Genomic DNA, 21,226 nt, shown 5'->3' with positions numbered 1-21,226 from the left:
GTTCAAAAAAACGGCTACCGGCTTCAAGCACAAGTCAGCCTTCACCAGTCACATCTTGACCAAGAAGACCCCTAAGCGTAAGCGTCAGCTGCGTGGTACTTCATTGGTTGCCAAGTCTGATGTGGCATCCGTAAAACGTATGCTCGCGTAATTAGCGCACACTGCATATACAACGGTTTAAAGGTAGAAGGATTATAGTATGGCTCGTGTTAAGCGTGGCGTGGTTGCACGTCGTCGTCACAAGAAGGTTTTAAAGCAGGCCAAGGGTTACTACGGAGCTCGTAGCCGTGTATTCCGCGTTGCTAAACAAGCGGTTATCAAAGCCGGTCAGTATGCGTATCGCGACCGTCGTAACCGTAAGCGTTCATTCCGCGCACTGTGGATTGCCCGTATCAACGCAGGCGCTCGGGTTAACGGCCTATCATACAGCCGTTTGATCGCTGGTCTGAAAAAGGCAAACGTTGAAATCGATCGTAAGGTTCTGGCCGACCTGGCCATGAACGAGCAGCAGGCATTTGCCGCTGTTGTTGAGACAGCAAAAGCATCTCTTTGATCGCTTAGCTCTTTCATCGATTACGAATCGATTCGGTGCCCCGTGCTGATTAGTCAGCACAATCGGCACCGTTTAATAGGGGAAGGGCACGCTCTTCCCCTATTTTTGTTTAAAGATTTCATCTTTTGAAATCCTCACTTCTGGTTTGGAGCAGGGTCAATGGAAAACCTGGAGCAACTGGTTCAGGACGGTTTAACGGCGGTCGAAAACGCCGACAGCTTGCAGGCGCTTGATCAAATTCGTGTGGAGTACCTTGGTAAGAAAGGCGCTATTACCCAGCAAGCAAAAACCCTGGGCAAACTCTCTGCAGAGGAACGCCCAGCAGCCGGCCAGAAGATTAATGAGGCAAAAGGACAGGTTGAGCAGGCAATTAATGCCAAGCGCACCGATCTTGAGCGTATCGCTATTGAGCAAAAGCTTGCCAGCGAATCTATTGATGTAAGTCTGCCTGGTCGTGGTCAGGATCTTGGTGGGTTACACCCAGTTACCCGTACACTTCAGCGTATTGAAGAGTTCTTTTCCCGTGCCGGCTATACCGTAGAGCAGGGGCCAGAGATTGAGGACGACTATCACAACTTCGAAGCGCTCAATATCCCCGGCCACCATCCCGCCCGTGCTATGCACGATACGTTCTATTTCAACCCTGGCACATTGCTGCGCACCCACACTTCGCCGGTTCAGATTCGCACCATGGAAGCGGCCAAGCCTCCGTTCCGTATGATCTGTCCAGGCCGCGTGTATCGGTGTGATTCCGATATGACTCACACGCCTATGTTTCATCAGGTTGAGGGGTTGTTAGTCGAGAAGAATGTCAGTTTTGCAGATCTGAAAAGCACCGTGGAAGAGTTTCTGAGGGTGTTTTTCGAGCGCGATCTTCAGGTGCGTTTCCGCCCATCTTACTTCCCGTTTACCGAGCCCTCCGCAGAGGTGGATATCGAGTGGGGTCGTGAAGCCGATGGCAGCATAAAGTGGCTAGAAATTATGGGGTGCGGCATGGTGCATCCGAAAGTGTTTGGATACTGCGGTATTGATGCCGAGGAGTATCGGGGCTTTGCATTTGGCATGGGTGCCGAGCGCTTGGCTATGCTCCGCTATGGCGTAAATGATCTGCGCATGTTCTTTGAGAACGACCTGCGCTTTCTTCGTCAGTTCCGTTAATACGACTTTTACGGCATTTGAATCAATAGTCGAAACCGCATCAGGACAAGGCAATAACCATGAAATTCAGTGAGCAGTGGCTGCGCGAGTGGGTTAACCCAAACATTAATTCTCAGCAATTGATGGATCAAATTACGATGGCCGGCTTGGAAGTTGATGGCTTCGAACCCGTAGCTGGCAAGTTTCAAGGCGTAGTGGTTGGGGAGGTTCAATCGGTTGAGCCCCACCCGGATGCTGACAAACTGCGGGTATGTCAGGTTAATGATGGCCGCCAGATCGTTCAGGTTGTCTGCGGCGCACCCAACGTTCGTGAAGGGCTGAAAGTACCTTTTGCTGTGGTTGGCGCTGTGCTACCGGGAGATTTCAAAATCCGCAAAGCCAAGCTGCGTGGCCAACCTTCTGAAGGCATGCTGTGCTCGGAATCTGAGCTGGGGTTGTCCGACAGCCACGAAGGCCTGATGGAATTGCCTGCTGAGGCTCCGGTCGGTGCTGCGCTGACGGATTACCTTAAGCTGAATGATGTTGCCATCGATGTAGACCTGACCCCCAACCGAAGCGATTGTTTGTCCGTTAAAGGTATCGCTCGGGAAGTGGGTGTTTTGAATAGTTTGGTTCCGAATGCTCCCCAGATTAATCCCGTGGAAGCCGTACACTCAGAAGTACCGGATATTCGGGTGGATGCGCCCGAGGGTTGTCCGCGTTACCTGGGCCGCATACTTCGCAATGTAAATTTGCAGGCTGAGGCGCCTCTGTGGATGCAGGAAAAACTTCGTCGTTCTGGCGTTCGGTCGATTGATGCCGCGGTGGATGTAACCAACTACGTAATGTTGGAGCAGGGCCAGCCTATGCATGCCTTTGATCGAGAAGAGATCAATACCGGTATTGTGGTGCGCATGGCAAAGCCCGCAGAGAAGCTGGTGCTACTGGATGGCCAAGAAGTTGAGTTAACTGAAAAGACCCTGGTGATTGCCGATCATGAAAAGCCCATCGCCATTGCGGGCATTATGGGCGGTGAACACTCAGGTGTAAGCGCCAACACCCGTGATCTTGTGCTTGAGTCTGCCTATTTTGAGCCAATCTCTCTCGCAGGCAAGGCTCGCCATTACGGCCTGCACACAGATGCCTCCCATCGCTTCGAGCGTGGAGTGGATCATGAGCTGGCACGCGACGCCATGGAGCGTGCAACAAGGCTGCTGATGGACATTGTAGGCGGCGAGCCCGGCGAAATTGTTGAAGTTGCCAGTGCAAAGCATTTGCCAGAAGTACGCTCAATTGATCTGCGCTCAAAGCGTCTTGCGGATGTGTTGGGCCTAAGCATTGATCGCACCACGGTTGAAGAGATTCTTCTTCGGCTGGGCTTGCGTGTTGATAAGCTGCTAAAAGACGGTTGGCGCATCATTGCTCCCAGCTTCCGCCCCGATATTTCGATCGAGGAAGACCTCATTGAAGAAGTGGGCCGCATCTATGGTTACAACAACTTGCCGGTTACTGAGCCGATAGGTTCCTTGGGTCTCAGAGTAAACGACGAAGCGACGCGCCCGTTGGCGGCCATACAAAATTATTTTGTGTCTCATGGCTACCAGGAAGCAATCACTTACAGTTTTGTTGATCCGAAGGTCCAGGCGCAAATAGATCCAGAGCGTAAAGGAATTGCCCTGGCAAACCCGATCTCGTCAGACCTGTCGGTTATGCGGACGACTCTCTGGAGCGGCCTACTGAAAACGGTTGCCCACAACCAGAATCGGCAGCAACCGCGCATTCGCCTCTTTGAAACAGGCTTGCGCTTTCTGCAGGAAGACCAGCGTATTGATCAGCAGCCCATGCTGGCAGGTGTAGTTGTTGGTTCTCAGTATCCTGAAAATTGGGTGAACGGTCGTAGAACTGCGGACTTCTTTGATGTAAAAGGAGAGCTAGAAGGGCTCTTTAGTTTGTTGGGCATTGAAATTAGATTTGTCGGCAGCAGGCACCCGGCATTACATCCGGGGCAGACAGCTGAGCTGGTTCGGGATGGCGAGCATGTAGGCTGGTTGGGCACCTTGCATCCGCAAGTGCAGAAAAATCTTGAACTTAATGGCACGATCCTTATGTTTGAGCTATCCTTAAATTCGATCGTTACCGGATATGTGCCTAATTTCAAAGAAATTTCGAAATTCCCGGAAGTTCGTCGGGATTTGGCAATTGTTATCGGTGGTGATGTCGCGTTTGCCGACGTGGAAAGTGTAACCCGAAAATATGCCGGTGAGCGCCTGACAGCGTTGCGTGCGTTTGATGTTTATGAAGGAGAGAGCTTAGGCGAGGGTAACCGAAGCCTGGCGCTTAGTCTGTTCTGGCAGCATCCTGAACGTACGTTGAATGAAGATGAAGTGCATTCGCTCTTCAACGGTGTAATCGACGCACTGAAGGATGAGCTGAGGGCAACACTAAGGAGTTGAGAAATGGCGGCTTTGACGAAAGCGGAAATGGCAGAGCGCTTGTATGAGGAATTGGGCCTGAACAAACGCGAAGCCAAGGAAATGGTTGAAGCTTTCTTCGATGAGATCAGAGGCGCACTCAGCCACAACGAGCAAGTAAAATTGTCGGGTTTCGGTAACTTTGATCTGCGTGATAAAAAGCAGCGTCCGGGGCGAAACCCAAAAACTGGCGAAGAGATTCCGATAAGCGCACGACGTGTTGTTACGTTTCGCCCGGGACAGAAACTGAAGCAAAAAGTAGAAGCGTATGTTGGAACCGAGTCATAACAACGAACTCCCCGCTATACCCGGGAAACGCTATTTCACAATAGGTGAGGTTGCCGAGCTGTGCGCAGTGAAGGCTCACGTTCTGCGCTATTGGGAACAGGAGTTTCCGCAGCTGTCACCGGTAAAACGCCGGGGTAATCGCCGCTATTATCAGCGGGCAGATGTGATTACCATTCGCCAGATACGCAGTTTGCTGTACGAGCAGGGTTATACCATTGGTGGCGCCAAGCAGAAGCTTAGCAGCCATGAGGTTAAAGATGACACCACTCAGTACAAGCAGCTTATTCGGCAGATGATCAGTGAATTGGAAGAGGTTCTGGACGTACTTAACGCGCCAGCAAAATAGACCGTCTCTTCAAGCAAAAAAGCCGAAGTGATTTCCCATCACTTCGGCTTTTTTGTGTCTGAATTAACCTACTCTCATCATTGATAACTAGCTCTCCCTTGCAGGAGGGGCGTCATCGGCCGCAATTGCTTTCGGTGTAATTTCCACATAAAGCGTCATAATGTTGTTTGCAACAAGCTCATCAATATATTTCATGAGCGATGACAGGTGCACCTCAGCCGCTGCTTCTTCCGATTGGCCAAATTTGCAATCGAAGCCCCAATATATTGCGCCGGAAGGTAGGGGTTTTTTACGTTCTTTTTTCAGGAATTTTCTGATGTCGTGCTTTACCGAGTCGACGACGCGAGGCACTTTGATTTTCGGGTGGTCTAACTTATAGGTCTTTTTCATTGGGATCCTACTAGGATGGGCTGCAACTGTGTACGGGAGAATGTTTAATGGTACCGGGGCCGGAGGCAAGCACACTGGCGCCTCCGGCTTTCGGGTATTGCGAGTAATAAGCTAGGCAGCTTACCAGTCAGTGACGGATTTAACTTCCAGAAACTCTTCCAAGCCCCAGACGCCGCCTTCACGGCTGCCATTGCCTGACTGTTTCATACCGCCAAATGGGAAGCCGGCTGATCCAGACTTGCCGTTGACTTCCACCATGCCTGATCTGACCTGCTTGGCGAGCCTGTGGGCTCTTGTTTTGTCAGAGGTCTGGATGTAGTTGGTAAGCCCATAGAGAGTGTCGTTAGCCAGCTCTACAGCCTCCTCTTCAGTTTCAAAAGGCGTGATGGCTAGAACCGGGCCAAAAATTTCTTCGCTCCAGATGGTCATCTCGGGCGTGACATCCGCGAAAACGGTTGGCTTTACGAAATAGCCTTTTTCAAAACCTTCTGGGCGACCTTCACCGCCGGCCACCAGAGTGGCGCCCCCTTCTATACCCTGCTTGATCAGCCCCTGAACCTTGAGGAACTGTTGCTCAGAGACCACGGGCCCGATGTGCCGGCCCTCGGTACTGGCCAGGCCCACGTCGGTTTTATTGGCAATCGCTGTTGCGGTTTCAACTGCCTGTTGGTATACAGATTTCTCCACCAGCATGCGAGTGGGGGCGTTGCAAGACTGGCCTGAATTGGCAAAACAGTGGCGTACACCGCGAGTCACAGCTTTCTCATCAGCATCTGCAAAGATGATATTGGCACCTTTGCCACCTAACTCTAGACCGACCCGCTTCATGGTGTCAGCCGCTGCAATTGTGATGGCTTTGCCGGCACGGGTTGAGCCGGTAAAACTGACCAGATCAACATCTGGGTGCTCGGAGAGTTGCGAGCCAACGCCCGCACCATCGCCGTTAACAAGGTTGAATACGCCTTCCGGGAAACCTGTGCTATCAATCATTTCTGCCAAAAGCATGGCAGACAGAGGCGAGATTTCTGATGGCTTGAGCACCACTGTGCAGCCGGCAGCCAGTGCAGGAGCGACCTTCAGCATCACCTGGTTCATTGGCCAGTTCCAAGGTGTTATCAGCGCACAGACACCTACGGGCTCGTGCACAATGATGTTATCTGGAGCGTGATCGCCAAGCGGGTGCTCAAAGTCGAAAGATTTTAGCGCACGGATGGTGTTTTTCAGATGAGCCGCGCCAGCGCCAACCTGTGCGGTTTTCGCAAGATCAATGGGTGCCCCCATTTCCTGGCTGATGGTTTGTGCCATCTCGTCTGCCCGCGCCTTATATGTTTCGAACAGGCGTTCCAGAAGTTCAATACGTTGTTCTTTGGTAGAGGCCGACCAAGCCGGGAAAGCCATCTTTGCAGCACTAACAGCGTTATCTGTATCGGCTTGGGAGCCCAATGTGATTTGGGGAAAGCCCTTCTCATCAGAGGGGTTGATAACCTCTAGGTGCTGGGTTCCCGCAGGTGTGACCCATTTCCCATTAATGTAAAACTTGGTTGAATCCATCATGGCTCAGCTCTTTGTTGGGAATTTGGGCCATAGTAACAGATTGCTTGATTTTTGAGTCTAAGCCCTCGAGTTTTGCCCTCCGGGGCCGCTAAATAACTAATGCAGTCGTTTTGCGGCTGCCACTTCAGCTTCGCTCTAAAATACTCAGGATCAGAATATGCTGTTTAGTAGTAAAAAATTGCAATCGAAAATCAATGGCTTGGAAGCTGAGTTGGCGGTTTTTCAAGAAATACAAAGTGATCTTCGGGCAGAGATGATCTATTTTTCACTGGATCATCACGGAGAATTTCTCGAAGCTAACGAGCAATTTTTGCAGTCTTCAGGTTATTCATCCAGTGAAATCATTCATGCAAATTTTAAAGCGTTTGTTGTGAATAAATCTCTCAATAGAGATTATTGCAAACAAATGTTTGAGGCGATCCGAACGGGAAGTCACTGGCATGGAGCGTTGCAATTCGAGACTAAAAGCGGTGCTGATGTATGGTATCGATCGATTGTACAGCCTAAGAGTCGATTCGGTAATGAGCCTGCCGAGTTAGCGGTTTATTCTATAGAGCTTACCAAAACGATATCAACGACCCGGGAACATGAAGACCTAATGGCTGCCCTGGATCGGTCGTTGGCCATTATTGAGTTCAGTTTGGATGGCACGATATTGCACGCGAATGACAACTTTCTTAAAAGTGTGAATTACAAAAAAAGCCAGGTAATTGGCAAGCATCATCGGATTTTTTGTGATCCAGAAGAGGCGAGCTCTCAAGCTTACGTGGTTTTTTGGGAAACCTTGGCATCTGGGGAGTATGTGTCCGACAGGTTTAAACGTTTAGATAGCAAGGGAAACGTTGTTTGGTTAGAGGCCAGCTATAATCCAGTGCATGACGACGACGGTGATCTTTATAAGGTGGTTAAATTTGCAACGGTCATTACGAGGCAAATGAATCGAGAATTAGAAGTGTTGCAGACTGCGGAGATTGCCCACGACATTTCTAAAAAGACCGATGTAAACGCTGCAAAGGGAATTCGTGTCATTGAATCGACTGTTCAAACTATGAATGAGCTGTCCCAAGAAATGGACAACGCCAGCAAGGGTATCTTCGCCTTGGACGCCCAGTCAGCCAAGGTGTTCGCGCTGGTAGAAAGCATACGTGGTATAGCGGATCAAACTAATCTACTTGCGCTCAACGCCGCAATCGAAGCGGCTAGGGCCGGCGAGCAGGGAAGGGGATTTGCTGTCGTTGCGGACGAAGTTCGGCAACTTGCTTCCCGAACCAGCTCAGCGACAGCGCAAATTGTAGATGTTGTGTCCGAAAACAAAAAGCTAACTGAAGAAGCTGTTTCGTTAATTGAAGAAAGCCTGACGAAGGCTAACAAAGCACTCGCATTTTCAAGCGAAGCTGGGCAAGTAATGAATGAAATCCAGGATGGCGCTCGACAGGTTGTCGACGCGGTAAGTCAGTTCAAAGGCAGTCTGTAGCATTCGTCGAATTTAGGATAGGTCGCCAAAAAAACAAAAAAAAGGCAGGTCACCGTTAAGTGCCTGCCTTTTTGCGTAATTTGGTCGGGACGGTAGGATTTGAACCTACGACCCCTTGCACCCCATGCAAGTGCGCTACCAAGCTGCGCTACGCCCCGATTTGCTAATTCCTACCTTTTCAAAGCTGGGCTTTGATGGCATGTGCCAGTGAGACTTAAAGAGGAATCTCAGTGGCTTAGCGGGAGCGAAGTCTACACTAGCCCAATGTAAAAATAAACAGGCATTGTGGGGTTCGCCCCTATATTGTTTACCGAAGCTTGGTTTCTCTGAGTTGTTGTACGAACGCCGGCGGGTCAAACGTCTCCGGCTGGGATTCTGCCCAGTATTTGTCGAACACAGCTAGGCCAGTTTTGCCCTCAAGCAGGGCGCCGGGAGCCAGGAAGGGGAACAAATCAATGTACGAGTGTACCTCTGTTTTCGATACCCTACGGACGATGTGCTCGGGCCCCAGTTCGCCAGGATGGCGTAGGCCTGATGCCTCCAGCAGGTTCTGCAGGGCCTCAAGAGTGTTTTTGTGGAAGTTGTATACCCTTTTGCTTTTATCCTCTACATCCAGTTTGCTGCTTCTTCTGGAATCTTGCGTCGCAACACCGCTGGGGCAGCGACCTGTATGGCAGCTCAGGGCTTGAATGCAGCCCAGTGAAAACATGTAACCACGAGCCGCGTTGCACCAGTCGGCGCCCAGGGCCAGCGTGCGAGCGATATTGAAGGCTGAGGTGATTTTCCCCGCGGCGCCAATAGAGATGTCTTCCCTGAGGTTGGTGCCCACCAGCGTGTTGTGCACCAGAAGGAGCGCTTCTGTCATGGGGGTGCCAATGCGATTAATAAACTCCAGAGGTGCGGCCCCAGTGCCGCCTTCACCGCCATCTATAACGATAAAATCTGGCTTGCGACCGGTTTTAAGCATTGCTTTCACGATGGCAAACCATTCCCAGGGGTGGCCGATGGCCAGCTTAAAACCTACCGGCTTGCCTCCAGACAAGTCGCGGAGCTGATCCAGAAACTCGAGCATCTCTATTGGTGTTGAAAAGGCAGAATGTTGGGCCGGTGAAACGCAATCTTCGCCTACGGATACACCCCGGGCTTCCGAAATTTCCGGTGTTACCTTGGCGCCTGGGAGAATGCCCCCATGACCTGGTTTTGCACCCTGAGATAGTTTGACCTCTATCATTTTTACTTGGTCGAGCGTCGCGTTCTTCTCAAACTTTTCAGGACTAAACGAGCCGTCTTCGTTCCGGCAGCCGAAATAGCCTGAGCCTATTTCCCACACCAGGTCGCCACCGGGCTGTTTGTGATAGCGGGAGATAGAGCCTTCACCTGTGTCGTGATAGAAGTCGCCCATTTTTGCGCCTGTGTTCAGGCTTAGAATGGCGTTTGCAGAAAGTGAGCCAAAGCTCATGGCCGAGATGTTGAAGACGCTTGCACTGTATGGCTTGGCGCAGCGGGGGCCTATATGAACACGAAAGTTGCTGTCTGGAATTGTAGACGGTTTCAGGGAGTGATTGATCCACTCAAATCCCTCTTCGTACATCTTCAATTGTGAGCCGAAGGGGCGCTTGTCCAGTACGTTTTTGGCGCGCTGGTAGATGATGGTGCGCTGATCCCTGGAAAATGGCTGCTCGTCGTTATCAGACTGAATAAAGTACTGTCGAATCTCTGGCCCTATGGATTCAAACAGATAGCGGAAGTGCACCATGATGGGGTAGTTTCGGCTGATCGTATGTTTGGTTTGCAGCACATCGTAGGTGCCAAGAATGACTAGGGCGCCGAATATACCGGGGATTAGATACCATGCTTCATAGTGCAGGCTGAGCGCCAGTGAGGTAATGAAGCCGGTGATGCTTATGATGAAGGCTGAGTAGCGCATCGGGAAAGTGGTTGTTTTTTCCATGGATCTCTCACTTTACTTCGTGGATATGGTGAGTGGTTTGCATCATTTTGTTGGCGCCCAGTATATCGATACGGCGCCTAACTGCTATCCGATTGATTATACTTTCGGTATTTGCAGTTTCGACTTTGATCTAGTTTCAGCGCGGAAGTGTCAGATTTTCACGTTTTTGATGTTTTGAGCTCAAAACATTATTATGGCGCGCTTGTAACGTTCTAACCCTCAGTTGCTAGGGGGATTTCGGTACTAAATTCAAAATTAGGAGGCGCCAACACGTGGGCGACGTAATTAAAGACGAGTATCAAACGGATTACGTAGCTGGCCAGGATAATATCAGACCATTCGGGCTGGATCTGCACGCACCGGTTTTTCCGATTACGGCAATATTGGTGGTGGTGTTTGTTATTGGAACGTTGATGTTTCCGACAGTAGCTAAAGACTTGTTGGACGGCGCCAAGAACGACATTATCGAAACTTTTGATTGGTTCTTTCTGTTAAGTGCCAATGTTTTTGTCATCGTGTGTATTGCGTTAATTTTTATGCCGGTGGGTAAGATCCGCTTGGGTGGCATGGATGCGAAGCCCGAGTTTTCTACCATCTCCTGGTTTGCGATGCTTTTCGCAGCCGGCATGGGTATTGGCCTGATGTTCTGGGCTGTGGCAGAACCGGTGGCTTATTACACGGGCTGGTTCGGCACACCTTTTGGCGCAGAGGCGAACACGCCAGAAGCGCGTAATCTTGCCATGGGTGGCACCATGTACCACTGGGGCCTTCATCCGTGGGCTGTGTATTCGATTGTTGCGCTTTCTCTGGCCTTCTTTGCGTACAACAAGAACATGCCGCTGACCATTCGCTCGGCGTTCTTCCCGCTGCTGAAAGACAAAGTGTGGGGCTGGCCTGGTCATATCATTGACAGCTTGGCGGTTGTGGCCACGATTTTTGGCCTGGCGACTTCGCTCGGGTTTGGCGCGCAGCAAGCAGCTTCAGGCCTTGACTATCTATTTGGCATGGGCTCAGGCATCAACGTTCAGATGGCTATCATTGTTGGTGTAACAGCTGTTGCGCTTCTCTCAGTGCTACGAGGCCTCGACGGCGGCGTTAAAGTGCTGAGCAACATCAACATGTCGCTGGCAGGCATTCTGTTGTTCTTCGTTATTTTTGCCGGCCCCACCATGAGCATACTGGAAAACCTATGGGTAACGAGTACCAGCTATGTAACCAACGTTGTGGCATTCAGTAATCCGTTTGGCCGTGAAGATGAAGCCTGGATGCGTGGCTGGACTGTGTTCTATTGGGCATGGTGGATTTCCTGGTCGCCGTTTGTGGGCATGTTTATTGCGCGAGTTTCCAAGGGCAGAACAGTTCGTGAATTCATACTGGCGGTTCTTATTATTCCGACTGTGATTACTGCGGTATGGATGAGTTCCTTTGGTGGCGCGGCACTTGAGCAGATTGACCAGGGTATTGGAGCGCTTGCGGAAGATGGCATCACTGAGGTTTCTCTGGCGACCTTCCAAATGTTTGCAAACCTTCCAATGACTGAGATCCTTTCGTTTATTGGTATTGTGCTGGTATTGGTGTTTTTTATAACCTCTTCAGATTCTGGTTCGCTGGTTATCGACAGCATAACTGCGGGTGGTAAAACCGATGCGCCCACCGCACAACGTGTGTTCTGGGTTGTTATGGAGGGGGCTATTGCGGCTGCGTTGATATTTGGTGGCGGCACCGATGCTCTGGGTGCTATCCAGGCGACTGCAGTGAGTGCAGGCTTACCATTTACGGTAATACTGCTGGTTATGACTTGGGGCTTGCTGAAAGGCCTGACCCATGAGCGGAAGCTGCTGATCGCCAGGGGCGAGATGACTTAAAGCAGTGAAGCATAAAAAAACCGGAGCTTTTTGGCTCCGGTTTTTTTATGCCTATAATTTAGTAAGACAGAAAACTTAAAGGGGGTTTTTAGTCTCTCGCCTTAAAGCTTGGCGAAGGTTTCCATGGCGTAGTTAGCCCGCTCTGTGGGTGTGAAGTGCGGGCGTTTCAGGCCTTCAACGGCGCCTAATCTAGGTAGCAGCCCACGGCCATTCGCCATCTGGATCGCCAAGCCAGGCCTGGCATTAAGCTCAAGCAGTAAGGGGCCTTCGCTGGCGTCCACCACTAGATCAACACCCATGTAGCCTAGCCCCGTTGCTTCATAACAGCGTGAAGCCATTTCCAGCATCTCACCCCAAGCGTCAATATGGATGTTTCCCAGAGCCAAGCCGGTGTCAGGATGAAGCGTGATAGGTCGGTTGAACTGCACAGCGTTCAGGCTCTTGCCGGTGCCAATATCCAAGCCCACACCCACCGCGCCCTGGTGTAGGTTAGCTTTGCCATCAGATGCTGCCGTAGCAAGCCTCAGCATGGCCATCACTGGGTACCCCTGGAACACGACTATGCGTATGTCGGGTACGCCTTGGTGGGAATAGCGGGCCAATGAGGGGGCGGATTCGACCAAATTTTCAACGATGGCCACATCTGGTGTACCTGCAAGGGAATAGAGCCCGGCCAGAATGTTGGTCAGGTGCCGCTCCAATACAGGTGCCCCTACACGGGCGCCGGATGCTTTCACAAAATGATCGCCATCCCGGCCGGTGATCACAGTAATGCCTTTACCACCCGAGCCCTTCGCAGGTTTGATGGCAAAGCCAGCTAGGTCTGCAGCCATTTCCCGGAACCGGGAGATTTCATGCTGCTGCTTTACAACCTGCAGAAGCTTTGGCGTTTTTACACCATACTCGGCAACAGCCAGCTTCGTTTTGAGCTTGTTGTCTACCAGAGGGTAGGACGAGCGCTCGTTGTAGCGCGCTATGTAGTCCACATTGCGCCGGTTCATGTTCAGCATGCCCAGACGCTTCAGTGAGCGTGGAGAGATCCAGTCCATATCAGTCGTAGGCCTTCATTGGCGTGAAGCGTTTAAGCTCTGTGAGCTTATAGCCGGTGTATTGGCCCATCAAAAGAATCAGTCCCAGAACGGCAAAGTGCAGCTCGGGGAAATTGAACGTTAGATGGCCAGCCAAAGGTGCGCTCATCAGCAAATAGGCACAGATGGCAACGAACAGGCTGCCGGAACCCTGAATCAGAACTTCTTGGCCACTTTCTTCTTCCCATAGAATGGACATGCGCTCAATGGTCCAGGCGATGATGACCATGGGGAAGAAGGTGACGGTCATCCCCGTATTAAAGCCCATCTGGTAACCGAAGATACTCAGGCCAGCGGTGATAAATATCACCAGAATGATTAGTGCGGATATTCGGGATACCAGCAGCAGGTTCAAGCTGGAGAGGTACCCACGCATTAACAAGCCAATGGAAACCACCGATAAAAACGCCACAAGCCCAGGTATCAGCGTGGTTTGCACAAAGGCAACCGCAATCAACACCGGCATGAAGGTGCCGGACGTGCGAATGCCAATCACAATGCGCATAAACGCAACCACAAGTGCCCCAAGTGGCAGCAACAGCAGCATGCGAAACATGCTCTGCTCTTCAATCGGGAGTTCATAGAAACTCAGAAAGCCCAGGCCATTACCATCGGCCTGCATGGCCGAAAGCTGAAGCGCGGGTATGGTTTGCCGAAGCATCGAGAAGCTGACCTGAGAATTGCCGCCGCCAACAACGTCGAGCATAGACTCCGAGCCTTGGCGCCATAGCAGTACATTTTCGGGAACACCTTGGGCGGCGGTTTTAGGGTTGAGCGTCAGCCATTGATCGCCGTTGTATATCTGCAAAAAAGGCGTCAGTTGCTGGCGCCGGCGTGCATCTTCCAACTTTAGGCCGTCGGCCGTTCTTGCCGGAATCCCGGAGTGGTTAAGCATGTTAACGAGCAATGGCAAGTAGTTATCTTCGGAAACCAGCAAAGTGGTGTTCTGCACTCGAGTATCCGGTTGCATCAGACGGATGAGTTCCCGGGTCATGCTTTCTGGCGTGCTGGAGCGTGCTTCGGCCTGTGCCAGGATCTCTCGCACCGCGGTGGCCTGAGGCTCTTCCCAGAACAGTCTTTGAGTTTGGGGTTTCTGTGCTGGCGGCGTAGGTTCCGCCGCTGGATCAGGTATGAACTGCGCCTTAAAATACAAGGTTTGCGGGCCAGCAGCTTCGCGCTTTGTCCATTCAGCCCGGCGGCTACCGGCGCTATTGATGATGGTGAAACCAAAGCCTGGCGATGCAGCTTGCTCTGTCAGAATCTGAAACCCAGGTGGCCGTTCGGGAACATTCAGGCTAGCGACTACAGGGTCATTGCTACCGTCAAAATCAACACGGGCTTCCACCATCCAGACTGGGCGCTGTTCACCGGTCAACCATGGGATTCCTAGCTCCACGTGTCGCCACGTGGCGAGTGAAATACCTGCAGCAATTAACAGAAAAACGGCAATATAAAACGGTAGGCGGGAGGGACTATTCACTTTGGTTTCCCGTTGGTATCGATACGAATGGAATCTGGCAATTCGGTGGCGTATTCCTTGCCAACATCAACGAGCATGACATCCCTTAGTACGTTGCGGCCTATAAGCGCTTGGTAGGTCAGGTTGCTCCGGTCCGCCAAGGTAAACTCTGCCACTTGTTGGTGGTTGCCAATGGTGAACTGAAGCTCAACAACCATGCGCCGTTCTGCCTCGTCAGTACTGGATTGGATGACTTTCACGCGCCGTGAAATTTCTTTCTCAAGAGTCATGAAGTCTTCAGTGTTAGGTACGGGGACGTCAAAACGCACCCAGCTACTGCCATCGCGCTCGAAGCGTGTAATGTTGCGCGCGTCGATGGAGGAGGTTTCTGCACCGCTATCAATTCGGGCTTTATAGACCAGCCCTGGCCCTGCAAGATAGAAATTCTCAATCTCGCCCACAACGACCTTTCCTTTAAGTCGGTCGGCCCTACCTTTTTCATTATCGGTAGCAGGGCAAGCTTTCTGAGTAGGCATGGGCGGACAGGAGGGTTTCTCAACCTGAGTTGCGATGGCCTCCAGCACCTTCTGCGTGGCGGTTTCGTTATGTTTCAAATACTGGTTTTGCCGGATAGTAGCGTTGTTTTCCATGGTCACCAATGTGGCGCGTTGGCTTTGCACCGAGGTGTTCAGCTCGCCCAGATCAGATTTGGGCACCATGAAATATCTGTCTGCCGAGCAACCCGTCAGCAGAACAGTGCCTGCAATAACCACAACGGATAATGTCGATAGACCAGCTCGAAACCGTTTAGAACGCATGAAAAACCCCTGAGCCGGTTGCCGGTCACATTTGGATAAAGTAGATGTGACGGTCTAAAAATGTATGACGGAGAATATCTGGGGCGGAAGTATACAACAACCAACCTGTGTATTTGCTTTACAGTTGGTTAAGGGGCGTTATTTTTGGATAAAAAGTGGCTTGTTCCAAGAATTTCGTCTGAGCATAGGTACTCTTGAACCACTGGGGAGCAGTTTAGGTATAGCAGCAGTAATTCCCTCTGGATATCCTGATCTTGAATCCGTGCGGCAAAAACGATCAGATCCCGTACGGTATCGTCATTGTTGATTTGTGCCGCTTCAGGGTTCCGGCCATACCGACTCTTGAGTAAGGCTGTCAGGCGATCAAGATGAAACTCACCCGTGTGGGTAATATGAGGGAGAATCCGAAACCCGGCGGAGCCATAAAAGTTAGGCATGCCTTCTCTGCACGCATGGTCGGAGCAGTCAGTCTGTAGAAAATCTGTGCCGAGCTTTCGCCAGAGTTCTTTTAGCATGGTTATTTGTCCGTTTTGGCTCTGCGTCGACCCGAAAGCCGTTAAAAAAGCGTAATGCTATTAATCGCGAGCGACATATACCTTTTAATAGATATTACGGTGCGCGTCCAGAGTCGGGTTCAGGCACATTGCCAAATTGCCAAGCAGTCGTGATGCGGGCCGTGCGTGCGTCTCTGGCCTTTGGGGCCGAAGAAATGGTGGTTGTGTTCCGATAGAATGTAATGCGTGCGTAAGCTCACGTTAATCTGGATAAGTATTGAAAACCCAAAGGAGTATTGGTTGTGCCAGAAGCCGTCAGTGAATTTATAGTATCCCGGCCGGGATTAGTGGCGGCGTTGGTTGCTCTGCTGTTTGCAACCACGGTTATTGTTGTCATGTTTTTGGCGAAGGCTAGGGCGGAAAGCCGGGCTGCAGGTTTACAATCTGATGTGGTAGCTCAAGGCCGGCGGATTGAGGAGTTGGTAAGCGAGCGCCAAAGCCAGCAAGCGAAGATTGACGAACTTATGGCTGAGTTGAGCGAAGCCCGTGCGGTGCAGCGAGAGCAGCAAGTTATACTGAAAGAGGAACGGCGCTCTGGTGCTGAGAAACTTGCACTGCTGGAGCACAATCGGGATGCCCTCAAACAGGAGTTTGAAAATCTCGCCAACCGGATTTTTGAGCAGAAAAGTGAGCATTTTTCCCAGCAAACCCGCACAAGTCTTGATTCCTTGCTCAACCCCTTCCGTGATCAGTTGCAGGATTTCCGCAAGCGAGTTGAGGACGTATACACCACTGAAACCCGGGATCGGCAGGCCCTTCGCAGCGAGATAAAATCTCTTCAGGACCTTAACCGTCAGATTACCGAAGAGGCCTCCAACCTTACCCGGGCTCTGAAAGGCGATAAAAAGATACAGGGCAACTGGGGCGAGCTGATACTTGAGCGGGTTTTGGAAAAATCCGGGCTACGCAAGGGCATTGAGTATGAGACCCAGGGCAGCTACAGGGACAGCGAAAACCAACTTCTGAGGCCGGATGTGGTCGTGAATCTTCCGGATAGTCGAAACCTGGTGATCGACTCCAAGGTCTCCCTGTTGGCTTACCAAAAGTGGGTGACGGAAGAAGATGACAGCGTGCGGGAAGAAGCGCTTAAAGATCATGTGGAAGCGGTTCGGAACCACATTCGTACGCTCAGCGAGAAAGACTATAGCCAGTTAAGTGGCCTGCACTCGCCAGATTTTGTTTTCCTTTTCATGCCTATAGAACCGGCATTTGTAGCGGCTTTTCAGCAGGACGAGAACCTTTTCGCAGAAGCCTTTGAACGAAAGATTATTGTAGTAACACCCACAACACTGCTGGCGACTCTACGAACGATTGAGAATATCTGGCGGTATGAGCGCCAGAGCCAAAATGCGCGCTTGATAGCAGAGCGCGCAGGCGCAGTTTATGACAAACTTAGGGTGTTTGTGGAAGCCATGGAGCGTCTTGGCGGGCAACTCCATACCGCACAGGTTACCTACGATTCAGCCATGAGTACGCTGACTAGGGGGCGGGGGAATCTTGTTTCCCAAGCTAACCGCTTTGTTGAGCTTGGCGTGCGGGTAAAAAAGGAATTGCCGAAAGCCGTTACGGATCAGGCGGAGGTGGATTTTGATCAGGAAACACATCGCAACGAGCCGGATTCGGAAAAACAGGCAATTGGTGCAGATAACGAGCAGGAGTAAGTGCCATGGCAGTATGTTTTGGGGATAGCCGTTTACCGGCCTGGACATTAAAAGGCCGCCAACTGGTTCAAGGAGCAGTTGTCGCGTCGGCGCTTATGGCAGGGCAAGCAGCCGCACTGGCACCGGAGCACGAGAGCCGCCGTCTGATGTTGGCGACCGAAGAGGCCGTAACAGCTGAAAACTGGGGCGAAGCCAGTGAGTATCTAACTCGCTTGCAGAACCTGGACGCGAAAAAACCAGCCGATTACCACTATTACCGTGGCAGAGTGATGCTTCAGTCTTCTCATTTCAATGAAGCCCAATCGGCGCTTGAAGCTTATGTGACCAAGGCTGGTACGGAAGGCGATCATTATCAGAACGCTCTGAAGCTGATCACCGAGATTGAGCGAGCAAGAAAAGAGAATGCTAAGGCGCCACAGATTGGCGATGAAGCCAGAATCGCCGTGATTGAGCCCGCAGGAGATAAGCGAGTTGCCTCGTTGCGCAAGCTGTATCTGGCGGATTCTGATCGCGAGGCGCTTGTTCTACACCTCAATAGCCTGCTAGGTATTGCAGGGTGGCGGCAGGATCAGACTGTTGTACGCCTGGATCGGCCAGCGGATATTGAGTACCGACTGAGCATTGGCAATGATGCTATTTCCACCCAAGAGATCCGGCGTAACGACTCAGGTGGTGTTACTCGTAAGACCACGCAGATTCCGGTTTTTGGTGTAAACCCCCAAGTAGAGTGGGGATGTGAGCAGGCTGTTGCTGCCTGTTGGGTATACGACCCACGAGACGGCTCTCGCCTGTTCCAGCTTTCGCCCAATCGAAGCCAAACAGAGGAGATAGCACAGACTCTGGGTAAACTAATCCGCAACCTGCAGGCCCCTTCAGGTTCCTAACGCTCCGCTTCGGTATTACCCCGTTCGCCTTCCCGATAGGCGCCCGGGGTAACCCCTGTCCACTTCTTGAACGCACGGTGGAAGGTAGAGGGTTCTGTGAACCCGACTTTTTCTGCTATGTCATTAATAGAAAGTTCCTGCCTGCCCAAGTAGTAAATCGCCATATCCCTGCGTAGAAGATCTTTGATTTCTTGGAACGATGTATTTTCCTGTTTCAGCCTGCGGCGCAGGGTTTGCGGGCTGGTGTGGAGTTCAGCCGCAATCCATTCAAAATCGGGCAGGGGTTGTGCGAAATCTCGACCAATGAGTGCGCGAATTTTACCGGTAAATGTATTGCTCTCATCTGGTCGGGATAACAGATCCGCTGGTGAAGTTTTCAGAAACTGAACCACTTCCGACTTGTCTCTGATTACCGGTGCTGACAAAAAACGCTTATCAAACGTCAGCGCTGTGCAATCAGACTCAAATTCCAGAGGGCAATGAAAAATATGACGATACTCGTCGCCATGGGCTGGTCTGGAGTAGTCGAACTCAGCTTTGTCCAGCTCCACCGGCTGCCCGACCAGCCAGCAGCCAAGGCGGTGCCAGAGAACCAAGAGACTTTCACGCATAAAATAATGGGGGTCGTGGATGTCGCCTTCAATGTGCGTAACCAATCGCACCTGCTGGTTATCCGTTTCGAGCTTCATGGTCACCATAGGCTCGAACAAGCGAGAGAACTGATACGCCCGGCGGTACACGGCCTCCAAGGTAGGGCAGTCAATTACCAGAGCGCACATAGTGGCGAACGTGCCTGCCCGGGCGCGTCTGGGGCCAAGGCCCATGAGCTCATCATTTAAACGATTCCAAACAATTTGTAGCAGCAAACTGAACTGGTCACTGCTTACCCGCGCCATTTCAATGCGCAACAAATCGGTGGAAATCCCCGCATCCCGGAGCATCTCTTCGGTATCAAGCCCCAGGCGTTCAGCACCGGTCAGAGCCGCGTGTACAAAGTGCCGGGAAACTGTCAGGTCAGACATCTAACTCGCCATTTCGTTAAAACGAGACCTATCATAAAACCCCCAAGCCACATTGCAACCAGAGCAGCTGTAAGAATCGGCTAATTGTTATGGCGTAACAGGCAGTTGGCCCCAATGGCAAAACCGTGCAGCATGGGGCAAGCCAGAATTACACACTACGCACAAGGAGAACCCCATGGCAGGTCCTTTGACCTCAATGCGAATTCTAGATTTCAGCACACTGCTGCCCGGGCCATACGCCACCATGCTTTTGGCAGACATGGGCGCGGAAGTATTGAGAGTAGAGGCCCCAGACCGGGTAGACCTTACCCGTGTGATGCCACCCCACGATGCGGGTGTGAGCACTTCCCACGCATTCCTTAACCGGGGCAAACAGTCTCTTGCGTTGAACCTGAAAAAAGAAGGCAGTAAGGAAAAGATTCTGGAGCTGGTCAAGGATTACGACATTGTGATCGAACAGTTCCGCCCCGGTGTGATGGATCGTCTCGGTATTGGCTATGAGACCCTAAAAGCGATTAACCCCAAGCTCATATACTGTGCTATCACAGGGTACGGCCAGACCGGGCCTTACAAAGACCGGGCAGGGCACGACATTAATTATCTCTCCATTGCCGGCGTGAGTAGCCATTGTGGCCGCGAAGAAAGTGGCCCACCACCTATGGGCATTCAAATTGCCGACGTAGCGGGCGGCTCTCACCATGCGGTAATGGGCATACTCGCCGCAGTAGTCCATCGCCAGCAAACCGGAGAAGGGCAGTTTGTGGATATCAGCATGACCGACGCCGCTTTCGCGCTCAACGGCATGGCCGGTGCTGCCTCCATTGCTGGCGGGCAGGAACAGAAGCCGGAAGGTGCGATGCTTAACGGTGGTTCTTTCTACGATTACTACCAGACTCAGGATGGCCGTTGGCTTTCTGTAGGCAGCTTGGAGCCACAGTTCTCCGCAAGGCTGTGCGACATTCTTGAGCTGGCCGAGATGAAGAGCTTTGCCCTCAGTCAGAACCCTGAACACCAGGTGAAATTCAAAGCTGCGCTCAGTGAAAAAATTCTACAGAAAACGCTGGAGCAGTGGCAGGCTATTTTTGCTGATATGGATGCTTGTGTGGAACCGGTGCTGACTATTTCTGAAGCTGCGGAACATCCACAGCTAAAAGCTAGGGATATGGTGATCGGAGTCGATCGGGGAGATGGCACGCTGCAGAGGCAGATTGGGTTTCCGATAAAGTTTGAGAAGACGCCCGCTTCTACTACTTGTATTGGACAGCCGCTAGGTGGGAAGTAATCTGAAAGTATGATTTGTTCCGAAATAGCGTGAATAGGAGTTCAGTTTTCTAGCGCTTCTGCTAGGTTTAATAGTGTCGCCGATGACGGCGAATCCCGTAATTAACAATTATAAGGGTGACACTATGCAAACCTGGAATCATCGAACCGCGCGAGCAGCGCGCGGCGCAGCGTTGGTGCTGTTAGGCGGCACCATGCTTACCGGTTGTTTTGATGGCAGCTCATCATCTGGATCGTCTAAGCCGGAACTCAACACCAACTTGTTTCCGGCGGATGGCAAGCTTGAAGCAACTATAAGGAGAACAGACGGGGGTGTGCCTCATATTAAAGCTGACAACCTGAAATCGGCGGCGTTTGGGCATGGTTATGCGCAGGCGCAGGATAATGTTTGTCTTTTGGCTGAGGCGGTGGTTAAGGCGCGGAGTGAGCG

At 51.6% G+C, this 21,226-nt stretch carries 20 protein-coding genes, 1 tRNA gene and 1 pseudogene; 13 read left to right on the top strand and 9 right to left on the bottom strand.

All coding sequences use genetic code 11. The features are described from left to right. The 6 genes from rpmI to ACTH3S_RS13000 all read left to right on the top strand — a co-directional run. Positions 1–151: 50S ribosomal protein L35 (rpmI, locus tag ACTH3S_RS13025; RefSeq protein ID WP_441809441.1), on the top strand; the 151-nt coding region annotated here is incomplete at its 5' end. Positions 152–199: 48 nt separating this feature from the next. Continuing rightward, positions 200–553, top strand: a complete 354-nt coding sequence (gene rplT / locus ACTH3S_RS13020; protein ID WP_441809437.1) for a 50S ribosomal protein L20 — start codon at positions 200–202, stop codon at positions 551–553. A gap of 159 nt (positions 554–712) precedes the next feature. Further along, the gene (gene pheS, locus ACTH3S_RS13015) at positions 713–1,711 is read left to right on the top strand and encodes a phenylalanine--tRNA ligase subunit alpha (RefSeq protein WP_441809436.1); all 999 of its coding nucleotides are present in this window, start codon (positions 713–715) and stop codon (positions 1,709–1,711) included. 59 nt (positions 1,712–1,770) lie between these two features. Further along, on the top strand, positions 1,771–4,143 hold the full coding sequence (pheT, locus tag ACTH3S_RS13010) for a phenylalanine--tRNA ligase subunit beta (protein WP_441809435.1): 2,373 nt from the start codon (positions 1,771–1,773) through the stop codon (positions 4,141–4,143). Positions 4,144–4,146: 3 nt separating this feature from the next. Then, a complete protein-coding gene (gene ihfA / locus ACTH3S_RS13005; protein WP_096783164.1) occupies positions 4,147–4,449 on the top strand; it encodes an integration host factor subunit alpha in 303 nt (100 codons plus the stop codon). Next, entirely contained in the window at positions 4,430–4,795 is a 366-nt protein-coding gene (locus tag ACTH3S_RS13000; RefSeq protein WP_441809434.1) for a MerR family transcriptional regulator, read from the top strand. The genes ihfA and ACTH3S_RS13000 overlap by 20 nt, the downstream gene beginning before the upstream one ends. An 87-nt stretch (positions 4,796–4,882) precedes the next feature. Here the strand turns inward: ACTH3S_RS13000 and ACTH3S_RS12995 are convergent, their stop codons facing one another. Beyond that, positions 4,883–5,185 carry a DUF6172 family protein gene (locus ACTH3S_RS12995; protein ID WP_441809433.1) on the bottom strand — a complete coding sequence of 101 codons (303 nt, stop codon included), beginning with the start codon at positions 5,183–5,185 and terminating at the stop codon, positions 4,883–4,885. Between the two features lie 120 nt (positions 5,186–5,305). Continuing rightward, a complete protein-coding gene (locus tag ACTH3S_RS12990) occupies positions 5,306–6,739 on the bottom strand; it encodes an aldehyde dehydrogenase family protein (protein ID WP_441809432.1) in 1,434 nt (477 codons plus the stop codon). A 157-nt stretch (positions 6,740–6,896) separates the two neighbouring features. On the opposite strand from ACTH3S_RS12990, the pseudogene ACTH3S_RS12985 reads away from it, so the two are divergent. Both ACTH3S_RS12985 and ACTH3S_RS12980 read left to right on the top strand, forming a co-directional pair. Then, positions 6,897–7,667, top strand: a pseudogene (locus tag ACTH3S_RS12985) (PAS domain S-box protein); the annotation flags it as partial. A 6-nt stretch (positions 7,668–7,673) separates the two neighbouring features. Next, positions 7,674–8,213, top strand: a complete 540-nt coding sequence (locus tag ACTH3S_RS12980) for a methyl-accepting chemotaxis protein (RefSeq protein WP_441809440.1) — start codon at positions 7,674–7,676, stop codon at positions 8,211–8,213. 81 nt (positions 8,214–8,294) lie between these two features. Here the strand turns inward: ACTH3S_RS12980 and ACTH3S_RS12975 are convergent. Then, positions 8,295–8,371: transfer RNA gene (locus ACTH3S_RS12975), tRNA-Pro, on the bottom strand. Positions 8,372–8,520: 149 nt separating this feature from the next. Continuing rightward, positions 8,521–10,164, bottom strand: a complete 1,644-nt coding sequence (locus ACTH3S_RS12970; protein ID WP_441809431.1) for an FMN-binding glutamate synthase family protein — start codon at positions 10,162–10,164, stop codon at positions 8,521–8,523. A gap of 272 nt (positions 10,165–10,436) precedes the next feature. Here ACTH3S_RS12970 and ACTH3S_RS12965 point away from each other — a divergent pair, with 272 nt between their 5' ends. Next, positions 10,437–12,029, top strand: coding sequence for a BCCT family transporter (locus tag ACTH3S_RS12965; RefSeq protein ID WP_441809430.1), 1,593 nt, complete (start codon positions 10,437–10,439; stop codon positions 12,027–12,029). Positions 12,030–12,130: 101 nt separating this feature from the next. Here the strand turns inward: ACTH3S_RS12965 and ACTH3S_RS12960 are convergent, their stop codons facing one another. The 4 genes from ACTH3S_RS12960 to ACTH3S_RS12945 form a co-directional block, all read right to left on the bottom strand. Continuing rightward, complete coding sequence (locus ACTH3S_RS12960; RefSeq protein ID WP_441809429.1) at positions 12,131–13,078, bottom strand: alpha-L-glutamate ligase-like protein; 948 nt, start codon at positions 13,076–13,078, stop codon at positions 12,131–12,133. Between the two features lies 1 nt (position 13,079). Continuing rightward, positions 13,080–14,597 (bottom strand): inactive transglutaminase family protein, encoded by a 1,518-nt coding sequence (locus tag ACTH3S_RS12955; RefSeq protein WP_441809428.1) that lies wholly within the window; start codon positions 14,595–14,597, stop codon positions 13,080–13,082. Further along, positions 14,594–15,394 (bottom strand): ATP-dependent zinc protease family protein, encoded by an 801-nt coding sequence (locus tag ACTH3S_RS12950; RefSeq protein WP_441809427.1) that lies wholly within the window; start codon positions 15,392–15,394, stop codon positions 14,594–14,596. Before ACTH3S_RS12950 ends, ACTH3S_RS12955 begins: the two co-directional genes overlap by 4 nt. Before the next feature lie 128 nt (positions 15,395–15,522). After that, positions 15,523–15,909 (bottom strand): hypothetical protein, encoded by a 387-nt coding sequence (locus tag ACTH3S_RS12945; RefSeq protein WP_441809426.1) that lies wholly within the window; start codon positions 15,907–15,909, stop codon positions 15,523–15,525. A gap of 374 nt (positions 15,910–16,283) precedes the next feature. Here ACTH3S_RS12945 and rmuC point away from each other — a divergent pair, with 374 nt between their 5' ends. Then, a complete protein-coding gene (gene rmuC, locus ACTH3S_RS12940; RefSeq protein ID WP_441809439.1) occupies positions 16,284–17,609 on the top strand; it encodes a DNA recombination protein RmuC in 1,326 nt (441 codons plus the stop codon). Positions 17,610–17,614: 5 nt separating this feature from the next. Next, entirely contained in the window at positions 17,615–18,493 is an 879-nt protein-coding gene (locus tag ACTH3S_RS12935; protein ID WP_441809425.1) for a hypothetical protein, read from the top strand. Here the strand turns inward: ACTH3S_RS12935 and ACTH3S_RS12930 are convergent. Beyond that, entirely contained in the window at positions 18,490–19,515 is a 1,026-nt protein-coding gene (locus ACTH3S_RS12930) for an AraC family transcriptional regulator (RefSeq protein ID WP_441809424.1), read from the bottom strand. The genes ACTH3S_RS12935 and ACTH3S_RS12930 overlap by 4 nt on opposite strands. Positions 19,516–19,690: 175 nt before the next feature. On the opposite strand from ACTH3S_RS12930, the gene ACTH3S_RS12925 reads away from it, so the two are divergent. Beyond that, complete coding sequence (locus ACTH3S_RS12925; protein WP_441809423.1) at positions 19,691–20,797, top strand: CaiB/BaiF CoA transferase family protein; 1,107 nt, start codon at positions 19,691–19,693, stop codon at positions 20,795–20,797. Positions 20,798–20,879: 82 nt separating this feature from the next. Beyond that, positions 20,880–21,226, top strand: a 347-nt coding sequence (locus ACTH3S_RS12920; RefSeq protein WP_441809438.1) for a penicillin acylase family protein, incomplete at its 3' end; no start/stop codon positions are given.

This window comes from Marinobacter sp. (genome assembly GCF_052094685.1).
GTDB lineage: Bacteria > Pseudomonadota > Gammaproteobacteria > Pseudomonadales > Oleiphilaceae > Marinobacter.
This window is presented reverse-complemented; position numbering and strand designations above follow the sequence as displayed.

Excerpts from the sequence above, each read along its gene's own strand:
- rplT (WP_441809437.1), top strand. The coding sequence starts at position 200 with ATGGCTCGTGTTAAGCGTGGCGTGGTTGCACGTCGTCGTCACAAGAAG.
- pheS (WP_441809436.1), top strand. The coding sequence starts at position 713 with ATGGAAAACCTGGAGCAACTGGTTCAGGACGGTTTAACGGCGGTCGAA.
- pheT (WP_441809435.1), top strand. The coding sequence starts at position 1,771 with ATGAAATTCAGTGAGCAGTGGCTGCGCGAGTGGGTTAACCCAAACATT.
- ihfA (WP_096783164.1), top strand. The coding sequence starts at position 4,147 with ATGGCGGCTTTGACGAAAGCGGAAATGGCAGAGCGCTTGTATGAGGAA.
- ACTH3S_RS13000 (WP_441809434.1), top strand. The coding sequence starts at position 4,430 with ATGTTGGAACCGAGTCATAACAACGAACTCCCCGCTATACCCGGGAAA.
- ACTH3S_RS12995 (WP_441809433.1), bottom strand. The coding sequence starts at position 5,185 with ATGAAAAAGACCTATAAGTTAGACCACCCGAAAATCAAAGTGCCTCGC.
- ACTH3S_RS12990 (WP_441809432.1), bottom strand. The coding sequence starts at position 6,739 with ATGATGGATTCAACCAAGTTTTACATTAATGGGAAATGGGTCACACCT.
- ACTH3S_RS12980 (WP_441809440.1), top strand. The coding sequence starts at position 7,674 with ATGAATCGAGAATTAGAAGTGTTGCAGACTGCGGAGATTGCCCACGAC.
- ACTH3S_RS12970 (WP_441809431.1), bottom strand. The coding sequence starts at position 10,164 with ATGGAAAAAACAACCACTTTCCCGATGCGCTACTCAGCCTTCATCATA.
- ACTH3S_RS12960 (WP_441809429.1), bottom strand. The coding sequence starts at position 13,078 with ATGGACTGGATCTCTCCACGCTCACTGAAGCGTCTGGGCATGCTGAAC.
- ACTH3S_RS12950 (WP_441809427.1), bottom strand. The coding sequence starts at position 15,394 with ATGCGTTCTAAACGGTTTCGAGCTGGTCTATCGACATTATCCGTTGTG.
- ACTH3S_RS12945 (WP_441809426.1), bottom strand. The coding sequence starts at position 15,909 with ATGCTAAAAGAACTCTGGCGAAAGCTCGGCACAGATTTTCTACAGACT.
- rmuC (WP_441809439.1), top strand. The coding sequence starts at position 16,284 with ATGTTTTTGGCGAAGGCTAGGGCGGAAAGCCGGGCTGCAGGTTTACAA.
- ACTH3S_RS12935 (WP_441809425.1), top strand. The coding sequence starts at position 17,615 with ATGGCAGTATGTTTTGGGGATAGCCGTTTACCGGCCTGGACATTAAAA.
- ACTH3S_RS12930 (WP_441809424.1), bottom strand. The coding sequence starts at position 19,515 with ATGTCTGACCTGACAGTTTCCCGGCACTTTGTACACGCGGCTCTGACC.
- ACTH3S_RS12925 (WP_441809423.1), top strand. The coding sequence starts at position 19,691 with ATGGCAGGTCCTTTGACCTCAATGCGAATTCTAGATTTCAGCACACTG.